This is a genomic window from Marinobacter sp. G5_S1_61_S3 (assembly GCF_054968585.1).
This window is the reverse complement of sequence record NZ_JBQKUK010000003.1, coordinates 125884-139607: the sequence shown is the minus strand read 5'-3', so window position 1 is coordinate 139607 and position 13724 is coordinate 125884. Positions and strand designations below refer to the sequence as shown.

Sequence of the window (13724 nt, the reverse complement as noted above, 5' to 3'; positions counted from 1 at the left end):
TATGGTTCAGCCCGGTAAACGGCCGGCAGGAATGGAGAACGCAGTGATGACCCCGGGCTCAGCCGGACTCTTCGCATTCCAGGGCACGCACCAGGTTCTTGAATTCTTCCCGGTTACGGCTGTTCAGGCCCATCAGCACACGGTGGGCTTCCAACACCTTATCCCTGACCTGCTGCTCGCTCGCGCGCAATACGGGGATTTCTTCCAGTTCTTCGATGCGGGACGCAGGCTCGCGAACAATGATGAAAATCTTGTCGAAACCCATGGAGGTGATGATTCGGGTTATATCAGGGTTGGTGGATATCATCGTGGGCAGGAAATTACTGCGTTTCTGGGCAGCCATGGCAATCTTGGCCAGCAGCCCAAGGGTGGTGCTGTCGATGATCTCGGTTTCGGTAAGATCAATAACCACCGTCTTGAAGTCAGGATCCTGGGTAATGGACTCAACCAGATTGTCCAGCGTCGAACACAGGTTCAGCCGGATTTCTCCAATAAACTTAAGGACATAGATGCCCTGTTTTTCAGCTTGCAGGATCTTGTAACCAGCCATTGAATCCACTGCCACTATGTCGACGTCGGGCCATTGGTATCAGGATCGGTATCCGTTACTGATACGATAGCAATATCGTCAGGTAACTCTGTGATCTCGTCGAGATTCAGAGCGTCGCCCAGGGAAGCAATAGTGTGACTACCTCCCGAGACGAGTTCAAGTAGTGTCTTTTCCTTTTCATCCAGGCTTTTGGCCTTGATGACCTCCAGTATACCGTCTGAGAAAAGAATCAGGTGGAACGGCTTGTCCAGTGGAACTTCGTAAACCTCCCATTCCGGCGTCTCGAACAGCCCTACCGGCAAGCCACTGCCTTCGAGGAACTCTGTCCTGCCGCCCTCCAGGGAAAGGATCGGCATCGGGAAATGGGCGCCCACCGAATAGCGAAGGCTCCTGTCAGACGTTGATATGATGCCTACGAACACCGTTACATGCTTGCCCAACCCGGTATCGAGCAGTTCGGAATTAATCCGCTCAAGGAAACGATCGGGAAACAGGATGTCATCACTGGAGCCACGCCTGAGATTGCGCTGGAGGCGGTTGGTCAGGTTTTTCAGCAACACCGTTACGAACGCCGAGCTGGCACCGTGGCCAGACACGTCGGCGATATACACCAGCACCTTGTCTTCGGTTATTCGGAAATAGTCCAGGAAATCCCCGCTGAGAAACAGCGAGGGCTTGATGAGGTGATTGACGGAAAAGCCGGAAAGCACCTGTTCCCGGTCTGGCAACATTCTGAGCTGGACCTTACGGCCGGCGCGCTGGTCGGCGCGTAATTCCGCAATGCCATCCCGCAAGTCCCGGTTCGCTTCTTCCAGTTCCTGGCGGTAAAGCTGGTTGAGCCGGTTCACACGTACCCGATCAAACAGCTTGCCAATAACGTCATCGAGGGCGCCACGATCATCGGAACAGGGTTTAAGCACGATATCGGCCGCGCCCGCTCTCAGCGCATTGACGATTTCGGAGGCATCTGCGGTGGAATAGCAGGCAACGATGGGGGTGAAGGTTTCCGCGTCTTCCAGTCGACCGGCAAGCTCACCAATGGCGTCCGGCGACAGGTCGGCAAAAATGATGTCCGGAATATTATCGTCGAACAGGGAACGGGCGGAAGCCAGGTCCGAATAACCGGTAACGTAGAATCCCCTGGCCTCAAGGTATCGACCCAGTTCCGAGCGGGCACGTTCATCCGAATCGATAATAAGAATGCGCTCGGTGCGCGATGTCATGGCGATTGCCCTAAACTACCATCGGTAAACAGGAAATTGGGTTTCTGATACCTATTCTGGCACGCCCCTGTGATATAACAAGACATGTTTGATGTTTTTGGGAGGTTGTAATCTATGAGAAGTGCCGTCAATGACCTGCTCGGGGCTTATGACAAGCTGATCATGGACCCGGTCCATGGCGGAATTCCGCTTTACCGGCATGAAATCAAGGTTATCGACCATCCCCTGTTCCAGCGCCTGCGCAACATTTGCCAGAACGACATCCTCAGCCTGGTTTTCCCGGGGGCGACCCACTCACGCTTCCTTCACAGTATTGGCGTGATGCACGTGGGCACGCGGATGTTCCGCTCGATGATCGACGCCTACCTGCGGGAACGTCAACTCAGCGACCAGACAGACCTTAGCCTCAGCCAGCTTGATGCCATTGACTACCTGGCCAAGACCATCCGCCTGGGCTGCCTGCTGCACGACAGCGGACATTCCAGCTTCTCCCACCAGTTCACCCAGGCGCGGCGCATCCACGACCTTATGTCGCGGCCCGACCGGTTTGATGACCTTTGGAGCGGTGTCGACTATTCCGTGTATCACAGTGAACGCCCGGAAGAACTGGAGCACGAGCACTATTCCGTGAGGGTTGCCCACGAAGTGCTGTCGTCCATTGACCTTGAGACCGCCGGCCTCGATCCAAGAGACGTGATCGGCATCATGGAGACCACGGATGTGCGGCCCAGCGATGCGTTCTGCCGCCACGCACGCACCTTCTGGAATTTCATCGCCGGTAACGACGCGGACTCCGGTATTCTGAGTGAAGCCGACACCCCCCGGCTGGTGATGGACCTGATGTCGTCCATTGTCTCCGGTGAAATCGACGCCGACCGGGCCGACTACATGCTTCGGGACGGCTTTCACTCCTCAGTCACCATCGGTGGTTTCAACCTTGACCACCTGCTGAGCAACCTGCGCTTCGGCTGGGACGTGCGCGAGCCCTGGCTCGGCCTGGCCATTACCCAGAAGGGTCTTGGCGCCTTGGAGGACTTCGTCTACAGCCGCCACCAGATGTACCGCAAGGTCTACGCCCACAAGACGGCCCTGGGTTTCGACTGGCTGTTGCGGGAAGCGATCAACGAAGTGCTTGAAGACCCGGAAATATTTGATTGGGTGGATACCTGCCTGAGCGACATGCGTTACTTCGCAGAACTGACAGACAGCTTCTTCTGGGAGGCTTTTCGCAAAGTGGCGCGGAAAAAGTCTGGCAGTTATTCACGCAGCATTGTGGACCGGGCCAAACTGAACCACCTGGACACCCGTGAAGATCTCACTGTCGCCGGCATCGAGGATCACAGCCGTTGGCTGGCCCGGGAGCTGGACCTGGACCCGGGCGAGGTTGTGACCTGCTCCATGCGGGCACGGTTCTCGAACATCCAGGACAATTTCAACGGCATCAAGGTACTGGTGCGTGATCCGATCAATCGTGCCCGTTTCCTGCGCAAGATTACCGATATCAGCGCCTTCTTCAGCAAGTTCAGCGACGGCACCATCACCCACTTCTACGTTCGGCCAACCGTACTGACCGGCAAGTAAGTTGGGTTTAGTCCGCCAGCATATGCGCGACCAGGCCACTGGCACTGTTGAACGCGCCCTCCACGCGGCCGCCGCTCAGCCAGTCCCCGGCCAGCCCGATGCGCTGGTCGCCATACCAGCGAAAACCGGGTTGCTCCGTGGGCGAGGATTTCGCATAAAGCCACCGGTGCGAAATCCAGTCGTCAGGGCAGACAGTAACACCGGTTACCTTCTTAAACGCCTCAATCATGGCAGCCGACACCTTGTCCGCCGAGGTATTTTCGTGCTCCCGAGACCATTGAGGCGTTGCATGGAGAACCCACCACTGGCCGGAATCGTCCCTGCCCGGTTTGCTCGAGTTATTCGCAATCCAGTCGAGTATCGGGTTCTGGCACCGCATCCCGTCATAGGGCTGTTCCAGCGCCTGCCGAAAATAGACAGCGATTGCCCAGCACGGCTGGATATGGCTAACGTGGTCCTGCATCTGGTCCGAGAGCGCTGTGAGCCTACTGTTGCTGAACAGATCCCGGGTCTGAGCCGGAGGTGCCGTGACGATAACCGCGTCAAAGGGCCCATAAGACTCGCCGTCTGTATCGTTCAGTAACCACTGTTGACCCTGGCGAACCAGGCTATCAATGCGCGTTTGCGCCTGGACGTCTGCAGCGGTGGAAAGCCCGCGGGTGATGGCGGTCATCCGGGGAGCGCCGACGTAGCGGGTCTCTTGCGGGAACGGCTCCCATTGCCCGGAGGTGGTCTGGTAACCAAACCGCCCGGGCCACGGCCTGAAACTGCCTTCGGCATAACGGTTCAGGAAGGCGGAGAACGCAGGATTCCTGATCGTAAAGTATTGCGCCCCGATGTCTACGGAGCCACCCGCAACACGCTTTGCGGCCATGCGACCGCCCGGGCCGCGGCTTTTCTCGAAGATCGTCACTTCATGGTTCTGCTCCTGAAGCAGAAGTGCTGCACTCAGGCCGGCCATGCCTGAACCAACAATGGCAATCCGGCGTATAACAGGCATCTGATCGGTTTGGTTAAACATCGTATAACGTGCATCCAAATTCGGTTGTTGGAACGTAGAACCCGTCAAGCGTCTGGTTGAGATTCTTCAACGCCCAGGCTTTACAGGTTAAACCACGAACGAAAGGGCAATCAGGGTATGACCCGAGTGCAACACTGGCTGACAAACATTCTGAGATGGTTCGACTCCGCTGCGGGTTCGGATCACCTCGACACAAGCTCGCGGGCTTTCAATTTTCTCAGGGTGGTTCCCTTTATAGCACTTCATCTGGCCTGTCTGCTGGTCATCGTCACGGGCACCAGTACCTTTGCGGTCATCTTTGCAATTGGCTTTTTCGCCGTGCGCATGTTTGCCATCACCGGCTTCTACCATCGCTACTTTGCCCACAAAACCTTCAAGACCAGCCGTGTTGCACAGTTTTTCTTCGGCGTCCTGGGCGCCAGCGCAGCCCAACGTGGGCCGCTGTGGTGGGCCGCCCATCATCGGCACCACCATCAACACTCGGACGACGAGAAGGACTTGCACTCACCACACCAAGGCGGGTTCTGGTGGTCCCACGTTGGCTGGTTTACCTGTGACGCGGGCTTTGCCATGGATGAGCGCCGGGTGAAGGACTGGATGAAATTTCCCGAACTCCGCTTTCTCAACCGCTTTGACTCATTGGTACCGGCGGCAGCCGCGGTCGGTATTTATGCCTTGGGTGAAGCTCTGGCGGCGTGGGCGCCCGGCCTGGGCACCAATGGTTTGCAGCTGCTGACCTGGGGCTTCTTCATATCAACGGTGTTGCTGTTCCATGCCACGGTGTCCATCAATTCCCTGTCTCACGTCTGGGGAAAACGCCGTTTCGAGACTTCCGACGACAGCAGGAATAACGTCTGGCTCGCGCTCATCACCATGGGCGAAGGCTGGCACAACAACCACCATCGCTGGCCGCAATCCGTGCGCCAGGGATTCCGGTGGTACGAGGTGGATATGACCTGGTACGGACTGTGGCTACTCGCGCGTCTTGGCATCATATGGGACATGAACCCTATTCCAGAACACATTCAGGAAGAAACCCGCCAACTGGATTCCATGAGGAGGAAACACTCATGAGTACCGCCTCTGTCATCGAAATGGGCAACCAGAATTCATCCGTCCAGGAAACTCTTGGGCGCTTCACGCAACTCTTCAACAACCTCTGCGCCGGCAACATGGCGGAGCTGTCCAGCGTGTACAGCGAAAACGTGACATTTACCGATCCGTTCACGAGCGTGCGGGGAATTGGTGAACTGACAGAATACTTTTCCGGGGCCTACGCCAACGTGATTTCCTGCGGTTTCGACTTCGGCGAGCCCGTGGTCAACGGCGAGGATGTGTGCATTCCCTGGGTGATGCACCTCCGACACAAGCGTATTCGGAAGGGCAACCCGGTTGCGGTGGAAGGCATTAGTCAGTTGGTTATTCGTGAGGGGCGCGTTCTCTCCCATCGGGATTATTTCGACATCGGCCAGTTACTCTACGAAAACCTTCCGTTACTGGGTGGCGTGATCCGTTGGATAAGGAATCAGGCGGGATGAGTGAACGGCTTGGAACAGCATCCAACATCTGGATTACCGGGGCCAGTTCAGGGATCGGCGAAGCCGTTACCCACGCGCTGGTAGACCAGGGGCACCGTTTGGTGATCACCGGCCGACGGCAGGAGGCATTGGACGGCTTGAGCGCATTGGCGCCAGAGCGAGTTGTAGCAGCGCGGGCGGACACCACGAGCCGGGACGACCTACAGGGTATTTCCTCCACCCTGGAAACCCACGGCGACCTCAACATGGCCATCCTCAACGCCGGCACCTGTGAATACCTGGAAATCGCCGACTACGACAGCGCTGTGATTGAAAACAACATCAACACCAACGTGGTGGGCACCGCACGCTGTCTGGATATTGCCTTGCCGGCTCTGCGGCGCACTGTCGCGAAGGGCCATCCGGCGACGCTGGTGATTGTCAGCTCATCGGCGTGGTGGTTTCCCTTCGGCCGTGCCGAGGGGTACGGGTCCTCCAAGGCCGCGCTCACCTACTTTGCCCACGCGCTACGAGCGGATCTGGCGCCCGAAGGCATCGACGTGGTGGTGGTTTCGCCGGGGTTTGTGAAAACGCCGCTGACCGACAGAAACGATTTTCCGATGCCGTTCCTGGTCTCAGCGGAAGACGCTGCAGGGCGTATCGTCAAAGGACTGCGTCAAGGCCGGAACGAAATCGCTTTTCCGAAGCGATTCACCTGGACACTGAAGGCCCTGGGCGCCCTGCCCCAGGGGTTGATTGATCGCATGGCCGCCAGCATGAGCCGCAAAAGCAGGAATGAACAGGAAACCAGTGGATGAGTAACGAACGTCAACGTATTGCAGTCATTGGCGCTGGGGTCTCCGGCCTTACCACAGCCTGGCTCTTATCCGAAAAGTACGATGTGGAGCTGTTTGAAGCCGGCGACTATGCCGGAGGTCACACCAACACAGAGATGGTCACCGCCGGTGGTCGGGAGTGGCCGGTCAACACCGGTTTTATCGTCTTCAATGACTGGACGTACCCCAATTTCATGAAGCTGATGGACCGCTTGGGCGTTGCGTCGGAGGTCAGCGACATGAGTTTCAGTGTTGACTGTCATTCCTCCGGGCTACAGTACAACGGCACCAGCCTGAACACCCTGTTCGCCCAACGCAGAAACCTGCTGAATCTACCATTCCTTCGTATGATCCAGGAGATCCTGCGCTTCAATAACGAATCCCGGGCAGACCTGGCCGCTGGCAACATCGCAGACACCGAAACCCTGGGCGAATACCTGAACCGCAACGGCTACTCGCGCTACTTCCGCCAATACTACATCGTCCCCATGGGGGCTGCGATCTGGTCGGCGCCGGAGATTGTCCTGGAGCAGTTCCCGATCCGATTCTTTCTCCAGTTTTTCAATAATCACGGCATGTTGTCGGTAGACGATCGTCCGACCTGGCGGGTCATTTCCGGCGGCTCCGCGCGCTATGTCGATGCGATGATGGAACGCCTGGGCGAACGCATACATTTGAACAGCCCGGTCAGTTCCGTCGTCCGTGAGCCGGACCATGTGGTGGTCACCGTCAATAACGAGCACCACCACTTTGACCAGGTGGTGTTTGCCTGCCACAGCGACCAGGCCCTCGGCATGATTGCCGATCCTTCCGCCGAAGAACTGGATATTCTTGGTGCCATTACCTATCAACGCAATGATGTGGTGTTGCACACCGACAGTTCGGTACTGCCATCAAATCGCAGGGCGTGGGCGGCGTGGAACTATTTCATACCGCAACACAGCACCGAGCCTGTGTCTGTGACCTATAACATGAACGTACTGCAGAATTTCGATGAGGCACCGGAAACCTTCTGTGTCACCCTCAACCGCAGCCAGGACATTGATCCGGAGCGCATCATAAAACGCTTCGACTACGCACACCCCGTGTTCACCCTGGAGGCCGTGGCGGCCCAAAAACGCTATGACGAAATCGGCGGCCACAACCGCAGCCACTTCTGTGGCGCCTACTGGTTCAATGGCTTTCATGAGGACGGTGTGAGCAGTGCGCTCCGCGTTACTCAGGCTTTGGGAGTGGAGCTGTAGCCATGAACGCTGCCCTACCGCAAAACATGGTCGCCAATCAGCTTCACAGCCAATGGCTGGAGGGCACGATTCGGCATCGTCGCAAGGCACCGGTCCGCCACGAATTCAGCTACAGCACCGGCATGCTGGCCCTGGACCTGCGCGAGTGGCCATCCATAACCCATATCAGCCGCCTGTTTTCCCTGGAACGCTTCAACTGGTTGTCCCTGTACCGCCGTGACTATTTCCGGCCCGAGACCGACAACCTCCTGCAGGCCGTGAGCGATCAGGTACAACAGGCGACGGGATGGCGCCCGGACGGCGCGGTGCAACTCATTACTCATCCCCGTTATTTCGGGTATGTGTTCAATCCGGTCAGTTTCTACTTCTGCTACCACGCCGGCGACCGCCCGGATCATGGAGCCGTGCCCCGGGTCATCATGGCTCAGATCACCAATACACCCTGGAAAGATCGCCATGTGTACTGCCTCGAAACCACAGGCGCGGAACCAACCAGTGCCGGCTGGCGCACTGAGCGCTTCGATTTCAGCAAACGCTTTCACGTATCGCCCTTCAATCCCATGGATCAGCATTACCAGTGGACGTTCAGTTTCCGCGGCCCTGAACTTCGGATCCACATGGGTGTGAAACAGGACGAACGCAAGCATTTTGATGCCACATTGGTGGTCCGACGCACCCCCCTGGATCGTAAAGAACTACACAGGAGCCTTAGGCAGTTTCCACTGGAAGCGCTGAAGGTGGTGGGCGGTATTTACTGGCACGCCCTGAAGCTCAAGCTCAAAGGGGTGCCGTTCTTTACCCATCCAAACAAGCTGCCTGAAAACGACCCGGCGCACCGGCGCGGCGCAGAAGACTCAGGCCAGGATGTCACCGAACCCACAGCCCAGAACAAGACAACCGGAAAGGTAAGCTCATGGAGAACCTGAACACCTCGCTTGAATCCACTGGCACTGGCCAGGCGCCGCTCACCAGCCGGTGGGCGAAAGCGCTTGTGTGCCAACAGCTTTCGCTTCTTGAAGCGGGAACACTGACGATTCGTGAAGCCGGGATGGAAACCCTGACCTTTGGAGACAATGACAGCCGATTCGCGCCGGCGGAGCTGGTCATCCACGACCACAGCACCTGGAAGGATCTGCTAACGGGCGGCAGCGTGGGTGCCGCTGAAGCCTATGTCGCAGGTGACTGGTCAACGCCGGACCTGGTGGCCCTGTTGCGGTTCTTTACCCGAAACGTTGATCGAATGAACGCCTTCGAGGACCGATTCAGTTGGGTCACCAAACCGGCCTTGAAGGGCCTGCACTGGCTGAATCGCAATACGAAGGAAGGTTCCCGCAAGAACATCAGCGCCCACTACGACCTGGGTAACGACCTGTTCGAGACCTTCCTTGACCCCACGATGATGTATTCCTCCGCCATCTACCCAGGCCCAGAGGCGACGCTGGAGCAAGCGGCGGTTCACAAACTGGATACCATCTGCCGAAAACTGGACCTGCAACCGGGCGACCGGGTGATCGAAATCGGCACCGGCTGGGGTGGATTCGCCGTGCATGCGGCCAAACATTATGGCTGTCATGTGACGACCACGACGATTTCCGCCGAGCAGCTGGAACTGGCGAGAAAAAAGGTCAGCGACGAGGGCCTGGAAGCGCAGATCACCCTGCTGTTTGACGACTACCGCGACCTGGAAGGCCAGTTCGACAAGCTGGTGTCCATCGAAATGATCGAGGCGGTGGGCCCGCAATTCCTGGACAGCTACTTTTCTCAAATCAGCCGCTTGCTGAAACCGGACGGCCTGGCCCTGGTGCAGGCCATCAATATGCCCGAGCAGCGCTACAAGCGCGCCCTGAAGAACGTCGATTTCATTCAACGATTTATTTTTCCGGGCAGTTTCATTCCCTCTTTTGGCGCGATGCTGGACTCCGTCCGCACCGGTTCGGACCTGGTAATGACCCACGCTGAAGATATCGGCTTCCATTACGCCCGCACGCTGCGGGACTGGTGCGATCGCTTCATGGCGAACCGGGATACGCTCGACAGCCTTGGCTACGACAAGGCCTTCCGCCGCCTGTGGCATTTCTACTTCGCCTATTGCGAGGCCGGCTTCAGTGAACGAGCCATTGGAGTTTCCCAGATCCTGTTCGCCAAGCCAGGTAACAAGCGTGAGAACATCCTGAGCGTATGATCCACAATGATACCCTGCGCAATGTCGTGAACTTCGCCCTGTTCCAGGCTGGCTGGTTCGTATGCGTGCTCTATCCGGGCCTGATGGCTGCCGGATTCGTGGTCCTGCTATTGGTTTTCCACATGCTGTTTGTCAGCCAGCACCGCTCCACCGAACTGCAGTTTATCGGCGCCGGCACGGTTCTGGGCGGTGTACTGGACGGCATCTGGTTCCAGACCGGCATCCTTGATGATGGCACTGGCAGCGTACAGATCACACCGGTCTGGCTGGTCGGCATCTGGGCCATATTCATGACCACCCTGAGCCATTCCCTGTCATGGATTGGCAGCAAACCCTGGCTGCCCTTTGTGTGTGCCCCCATCGCCGGGCCTTTTGCCTACTGGTCCGCCAGCGCGCTGGGCGCCGTGCAACTTCCGAACCTCACACTTTCCCTGGCTGCGCTGGCATTGGGCTGGCTGGTTGTATTCCCGAGCCTTCTCTATCTCCGCAAGGCCCTCTATCCGGAGCTGATACGATGAGGTCCAGCGCCCTTTTGCTCGCATGCGCCCTGCCCCTGTCGGCCGCGGCCGCCGAGATGCGCTTTACCGGCCAGGCGATGCCGTTGAACGGCGACAACCTGCTCTATGAAGAGCAGCACGTGGTCACAGGCAAGTGCACCGATGGCCTTTTCCGACCCGCCTCCCACAACGTGACTTACCTTCGCAGTAACGGTGAGCCATTTGCTGAAAAGACGCTGTCTTACGAACAATCGACGTTGCGTCCAGCGATGACCTTCCGACAGCCGGGTTTCAATGAAGTCATGGAGATCCGCAACCGGGATGACGCGACGCTGGAAATCGAGTGGCAGACTCCGGAAGGCGACACGGAAAACTCGACGGTGGAGGTCACCCGGAAACTGGTGGCAGATGCGGGCTTCGACAATCTGGTCCGCAACCACTGGCCCGAGGTCACTTCCGGTGACCGCATCGAATTCAACTTTCTGGCGCCCACACGGGGCAAAGCCTATGGCTTTGTACTGGAGCCTGCGAAGGACGACCGCATCAACGCCACACATACGGTGCTGATAGAGCCCTCGAGCACAATCCTGAGCTTTCTGGTTGACCCGATCCTCTTGGGCTATAACGACAACGGCGCGCTGACGGACTACCTTGGGTTGACCAATATCCGCAAGGATAAGGACTCAAACTACACCGCCCATATCCGCTATGCCGTGGACACCGCTCCGGATTGTGAACTGACCCGCTGAATCCGTCCTTGCAGCCAAGGCGGACACACCGACCTGTTGTGGTAGACTTGCGGTTTCCTGACACACCCTGACAATCGCCAAAACTGCAAAACAGAAGGTTTCCGCCGATGATGTTTGTCTCATTCAACGTCAACAGTATCCGCACGCGGCTGCACCAGCTTGAGGCCGTGATTGATAGCCTGAACCCGGATTTTATCGGCCTGCAGGAAACCAAGGTAACCGACGAGGAGTTCCCGGAGGACGCCATTCGCGAACTCGGCTACCACGTTCACTTCCATGGCCAGAAGACTCATTACGGCGTTGCTCTTCTTTCCCGCCAGGCGCCGGACAGCGTCCAGAAAGGCTACCCGTGGGACGGAGAGGACTCCCAACGCAGGCTGATTACCGGCCACTTCACGGTCAATGGCCGCAAACTTACGGTGATCAACGGTTATTTTCCCCAGGGCGAGAGCCGAGACCACCCGATAAAGTTTCCCGCCAAGGAAAAATTCTACGCGGACCTGATGCGCTACCTGGACGACCTGAAAGCCGCCAACGGTGAGATTGTGGTAATGGGCGATATGAATATCTCGCCTACTGACCAGGACATCGGCATCGGTGCCGACAACGCCAAGCGCTGGCTGAGAACCGGCAAATGCAGCTTTCTTCCGGAAGAGCGTGAATGGCTGGGACAGGTCGAAAGTCGTGGTTTCACGGACGTGTTTCGACACCTGCACCCCGAGGAATCTGACACCTTCAGCTGGTTTGATTACCGCAGCAAGGGCTTTGACAGGGACCCACGCCGCGGCCTGAGGATCGACCTGATCATGGCCAGTGACCCGCTTCTACCCAAGGCGGAAGAAGCAGGCGTCAGCTACGATATTCGCGCCATGGAGCGGCCTTCGGACCATTGTCCGGTGTGGGCTCGTTTCTCGCTTTGAACCCACCTCACCGGGCCGCGACATGAAAAAAATGAAAACCCGCGACCGTATACTTGAGGCCAGCCTGATGCTGTTCAACAGCATCGGCGAGCCCAACGTAACCACCCTGTTGATTTCCGACGAACTGGAGATCAGCCCCGGCAACCTCTATTACCACTTCAAGAGCAAGGGCGATATTGTCGGGGAACTGTTTGCCAGCTATGAACACGAAATGCACGACCTGCTGGCGGTTCCGGAAGACGCGACCATCAGCCTGGACCAGCAGAGTTTTTTCCTGCATCTGTTGTTCGAAACCGTCGCCCGCTACCGATTCCTGTATCAGGACCTGGTGAACGTCCTGTCCCGATACGAGCAGCTTCAAACCCGCTTCCGGCGCATTCTGAAAAAGAAAACCCATGGTTTCAGGGTCATCTGCGAGAGCTTTCGCCGCCAGGGCGTCATGGAGATTACCGATGGGGAGCTGGATGCACTCTGCGACCAGTTGACGCTCACCGCCTGCTATTGGAGCAGCTTCGACAGCCTGTCGCATCTGGATGACCGCGACTCCATGGACCCGGGCCGCGGTGTTTACCAGATGATGCACTTGCTATTGCCCTACCTGGGCCCGGATGAAAAAGAACAGATTTACCTGATGAGCCGGGATTACCTCTGACATCAACGGCCGGAAGCGAGCATCATTCCTCTTCGGAGCGGTCCTCGGTCTGCTCCCTGAGGCGTTGGAGTTCCGCTTCCAGGGCCTGAATCCGGCGTTCCATGGCTTCGATTTCGTCCCTACGGTGAATACCCAATCGACGCAACGCGCCGGACACGCGCTCATCAAACATGTTCTCGAGGCGGTCCCAGGTGCCAGTGGCCTTTTCCCGCACATCGTCCACACGGTCTTCCACTGTGCGTACGTGCTTTTCAACCACGCCGCGGGTCTTACTCTCCAACTGCTCGCCTTCCTGAACCAGACGCTCAAAGAAGCGACCAGCGTCCTCCTCGGCCTTGGTGTAGGCACCGAGCCCGGCCAGCCAGATCTGCCGCGCAGACCCTTTTATTTTACCCGCCAGCTGCTCGTCGTTTTCCGGCGTGTTTTCGTTTTCGTCAGACATGCAAAACCTCGGAGGCGTTGGACTCTCAATGGCTCATTATTGTATTACAGCGGGCACTGAATTTCAGTCAACAGGCCAATATCTCTGCGTCAGGGCTGAAACCAAATCGCCTGAAAGGCCCACAGCGAGCGGCTTTAGTATAAGCACACTTTCAATATGAAAAAATGTGATCAAACGAATCGCTCACTGGCTTGAAGTGTTCAAAATATGGTCAATACTTCACTGTACCGGTGTCCCTGCTGATGCCGGTTTGTCTGGAAGTCTTTCATGGATACTACTCGCACGCCTCTGCCCGGCCACCAGTGCCGGG

General features: G+C 57.4%; 15 protein-coding genes. 11 read left to right on the top strand and 4 right to left on the bottom strand.

Annotated elements, in window-relative coordinates; genetic code table 11:
• Window positions 1-58: 58 nt before the first annotated feature.
• Entirely contained in the window at window positions 59-550 is a 492-nt protein-coding gene (locus ACTRWH_RS03545; protein ID WP_036207409.1) for an STAS domain-containing protein, read from the bottom strand.
• Window positions 551-564: 14 nt separating this feature from the next.
• Window positions 565-1773, bottom strand: coding sequence for a PP2C family protein-serine/threonine phosphatase (locus ACTRWH_RS03540; RefSeq protein WP_085680588.1), 1209 nt, complete (start codon window positions 1771-1773; stop codon window positions 565-567).
• Window positions 1774-1887: 114 nt separating this feature from the next.
• Here ACTRWH_RS03540 and ACTRWH_RS03535 point away from each other — a divergent pair, with 114 nt between their 5' ends.
• Entirely contained in the window at window positions 1888-3354 is a 1467-nt protein-coding gene (locus ACTRWH_RS03535) for an HD domain-containing protein (RefSeq protein WP_462825896.1), read from the top strand.
• Window positions 3355-3361: 7 nt separating this feature from the next.
• Here ACTRWH_RS03535 and ACTRWH_RS03530 read toward each other — a convergent pair whose 3' ends face one another.
• Window positions 3362-4375, bottom strand: coding sequence for an NAD(P)/FAD-dependent oxidoreductase (locus ACTRWH_RS03530; protein WP_126812585.1), 1014 nt, complete (start codon window positions 4373-4375; stop codon window positions 3362-3364).
• Between the two features lie 117 nt (window positions 4376-4492).
• Here ACTRWH_RS03530 and ACTRWH_RS03525 point away from each other — a divergent pair, with 117 nt between their 5' ends.
• From ACTRWH_RS03525 to ACTRWH_RS03480, 10 genes are all read left to right on the top strand, one after another.
• Window positions 4493-5449: an acyl-CoA desaturase gene (locus ACTRWH_RS03525; protein ID WP_075195778.1), complete on the top strand. Its 957-nt coding sequence runs from the start codon at window positions 4493-4495 to the stop codon at window positions 5447-5449.
• Window positions 5446-5913, top strand: a complete 468-nt coding sequence (locus tag ACTRWH_RS03520; RefSeq protein WP_127401348.1) for a nuclear transport factor 2 family protein — start codon at window positions 5446-5448, stop codon at window positions 5911-5913. Before ACTRWH_RS03525 ends, ACTRWH_RS03520 begins: the two co-directional genes overlap by 4 nt.
• Window positions 5910-6710 carry an SDR family NAD(P)-dependent oxidoreductase gene (locus ACTRWH_RS03515; protein WP_462825894.1) on the top strand — a complete coding sequence of 267 codons (801 nt, stop codon included), beginning with the start codon at window positions 5910-5912 and terminating at the stop codon, window positions 6708-6710. Before ACTRWH_RS03520 ends, ACTRWH_RS03515 begins: the two co-directional genes overlap by 4 nt.
• Window positions 6707-7972, top strand: coding sequence for an NAD(P)/FAD-dependent oxidoreductase (locus ACTRWH_RS03510; RefSeq protein ID WP_127401352.1), 1266 nt, complete (start codon window positions 6707-6709; stop codon window positions 7970-7972). Before ACTRWH_RS03515 ends, ACTRWH_RS03510 begins: the two co-directional genes overlap by 4 nt.
• A gap of 2 nt (window positions 7973-7974) precedes the next feature.
• A complete protein-coding gene (locus tag ACTRWH_RS03505) occupies window positions 7975-8898 on the top strand; it encodes a DUF1365 domain-containing protein (RefSeq protein ID WP_185906440.1) in 924 nt (307 codons plus the stop codon).
• Entirely contained in the window at window positions 8886-10154 is a 1269-nt protein-coding gene (locus tag ACTRWH_RS03500) for a class I SAM-dependent methyltransferase (protein WP_462825893.1), read from the top strand. The genes ACTRWH_RS03505 and ACTRWH_RS03500 overlap by 13 nt, the downstream gene beginning before the upstream one ends.
• Window positions 10151-10672, top strand: coding sequence for a DUF2878 domain-containing protein (locus tag ACTRWH_RS03495; RefSeq protein WP_151982263.1), 522 nt, complete (start codon window positions 10151-10153; stop codon window positions 10670-10672). The genes ACTRWH_RS03500 and ACTRWH_RS03495 overlap by 4 nt, the downstream gene beginning before the upstream one ends.
• On the top strand, window positions 10669-11400 hold the full coding sequence (locus ACTRWH_RS03490; RefSeq protein WP_036207432.1) for a hypothetical protein: 732 nt from the start codon (window positions 10669-10671) through the stop codon (window positions 11398-11400). The genes ACTRWH_RS03495 and ACTRWH_RS03490 overlap by 4 nt, the downstream gene beginning before the upstream one ends.
• A 107-nt stretch (window positions 11401-11507) precedes the next feature.
• Window positions 11508-12320 carry an exodeoxyribonuclease III gene (gene xthA / locus ACTRWH_RS03485; RefSeq protein WP_126812573.1) on the top strand — a complete coding sequence of 271 codons (813 nt, stop codon included), beginning with the start codon at window positions 11508-11510 and terminating at the stop codon, window positions 12318-12320.
• 22 nt (window positions 12321-12342) lie between these two features.
• On the top strand, window positions 12343-12972 hold the full coding sequence (locus ACTRWH_RS03480; RefSeq protein WP_036207437.1) for a TetR/AcrR family transcriptional regulator: 630 nt from the start codon (window positions 12343-12345) through the stop codon (window positions 12970-12972).
• A 22-nt stretch (window positions 12973-12994) separates the two neighbouring features.
• Here the strand turns inward: ACTRWH_RS03480 and ACTRWH_RS03475 are convergent, their stop codons facing one another.
• Window positions 12995-13414, bottom strand: a complete 420-nt coding sequence (locus ACTRWH_RS03475) for a phasin family protein (protein WP_036207441.1) — start codon at window positions 13412-13414, stop codon at window positions 12995-12997.
• Window positions 13415-13724 lie beyond the last annotated feature (310 nt).

Bases quoted from the DNA above. Each gene is read 5' to 3' on its own strand.
- ACTRWH_RS03545 (WP_036207409.1), bottom strand. From the start codon at position 550: ATGGCTGGTTACAAGATCCTGCAAGCTGAAAAACAGGGCATCTATGTC.
- ACTRWH_RS03540 (WP_085680588.1), bottom strand. From the start codon at position 1,773: ATGACATCGCGCACCGAGCGCATTCTTATTATCGATTCGGATGAACGT.
- ACTRWH_RS03535 (WP_462825896.1), top strand. From the start codon at position 1,888: ATGAGAAGTGCCGTCAATGACCTGCTCGGGGCTTATGACAAGCTGATC.
- ACTRWH_RS03530 (WP_126812585.1), bottom strand. From the start codon at position 4,375: ATGTTTAACCAAACCGATCAGATGCCTGTTATACGCCGGATTGCCATT.
- ACTRWH_RS03525 (WP_075195778.1), top strand. From the start codon at position 4,493: ATGACCCGAGTGCAACACTGGCTGACAAACATTCTGAGATGGTTCGAC.
- ACTRWH_RS03520 (WP_127401348.1), top strand. From the start codon at position 5,446: ATGAGTACCGCCTCTGTCATCGAAATGGGCAACCAGAATTCATCCGTC.
- ACTRWH_RS03515 (WP_462825894.1), top strand. From the start codon at position 5,910: ATGAGTGAACGGCTTGGAACAGCATCCAACATCTGGATTACCGGGGCC.
- ACTRWH_RS03510 (WP_127401352.1), top strand. From the start codon at position 6,707: ATGAGTAACGAACGTCAACGTATTGCAGTCATTGGCGCTGGGGTCTCC.
- ACTRWH_RS03505 (WP_185906440.1), top strand. From the start codon at position 7,975: ATGAACGCTGCCCTACCGCAAAACATGGTCGCCAATCAGCTTCACAGC.
- ACTRWH_RS03500 (WP_462825893.1), top strand. From the start codon at position 8,886: ATGGAGAACCTGAACACCTCGCTTGAATCCACTGGCACTGGCCAGGCG.
- ACTRWH_RS03495 (WP_151982263.1), top strand. From the start codon at position 10,151: ATGATCCACAATGATACCCTGCGCAATGTCGTGAACTTCGCCCTGTTC.
- ACTRWH_RS03490 (WP_036207432.1), top strand. From the start codon at position 10,669: ATGAGGTCCAGCGCCCTTTTGCTCGCATGCGCCCTGCCCCTGTCGGCC.
- xthA (WP_126812573.1), top strand. From the start codon at position 11,508: ATGATGTTTGTCTCATTCAACGTCAACAGTATCCGCACGCGGCTGCAC.
- ACTRWH_RS03480 (WP_036207437.1), top strand. From the start codon at position 12,343: ATGAAAAAAATGAAAACCCGCGACCGTATACTTGAGGCCAGCCTGATG.
- ACTRWH_RS03475 (WP_036207441.1), bottom strand. From the start codon at position 13,414: ATGTCTGACGAAAACGAAAACACGCCGGAAAACGACGAGCAGCTGGCG.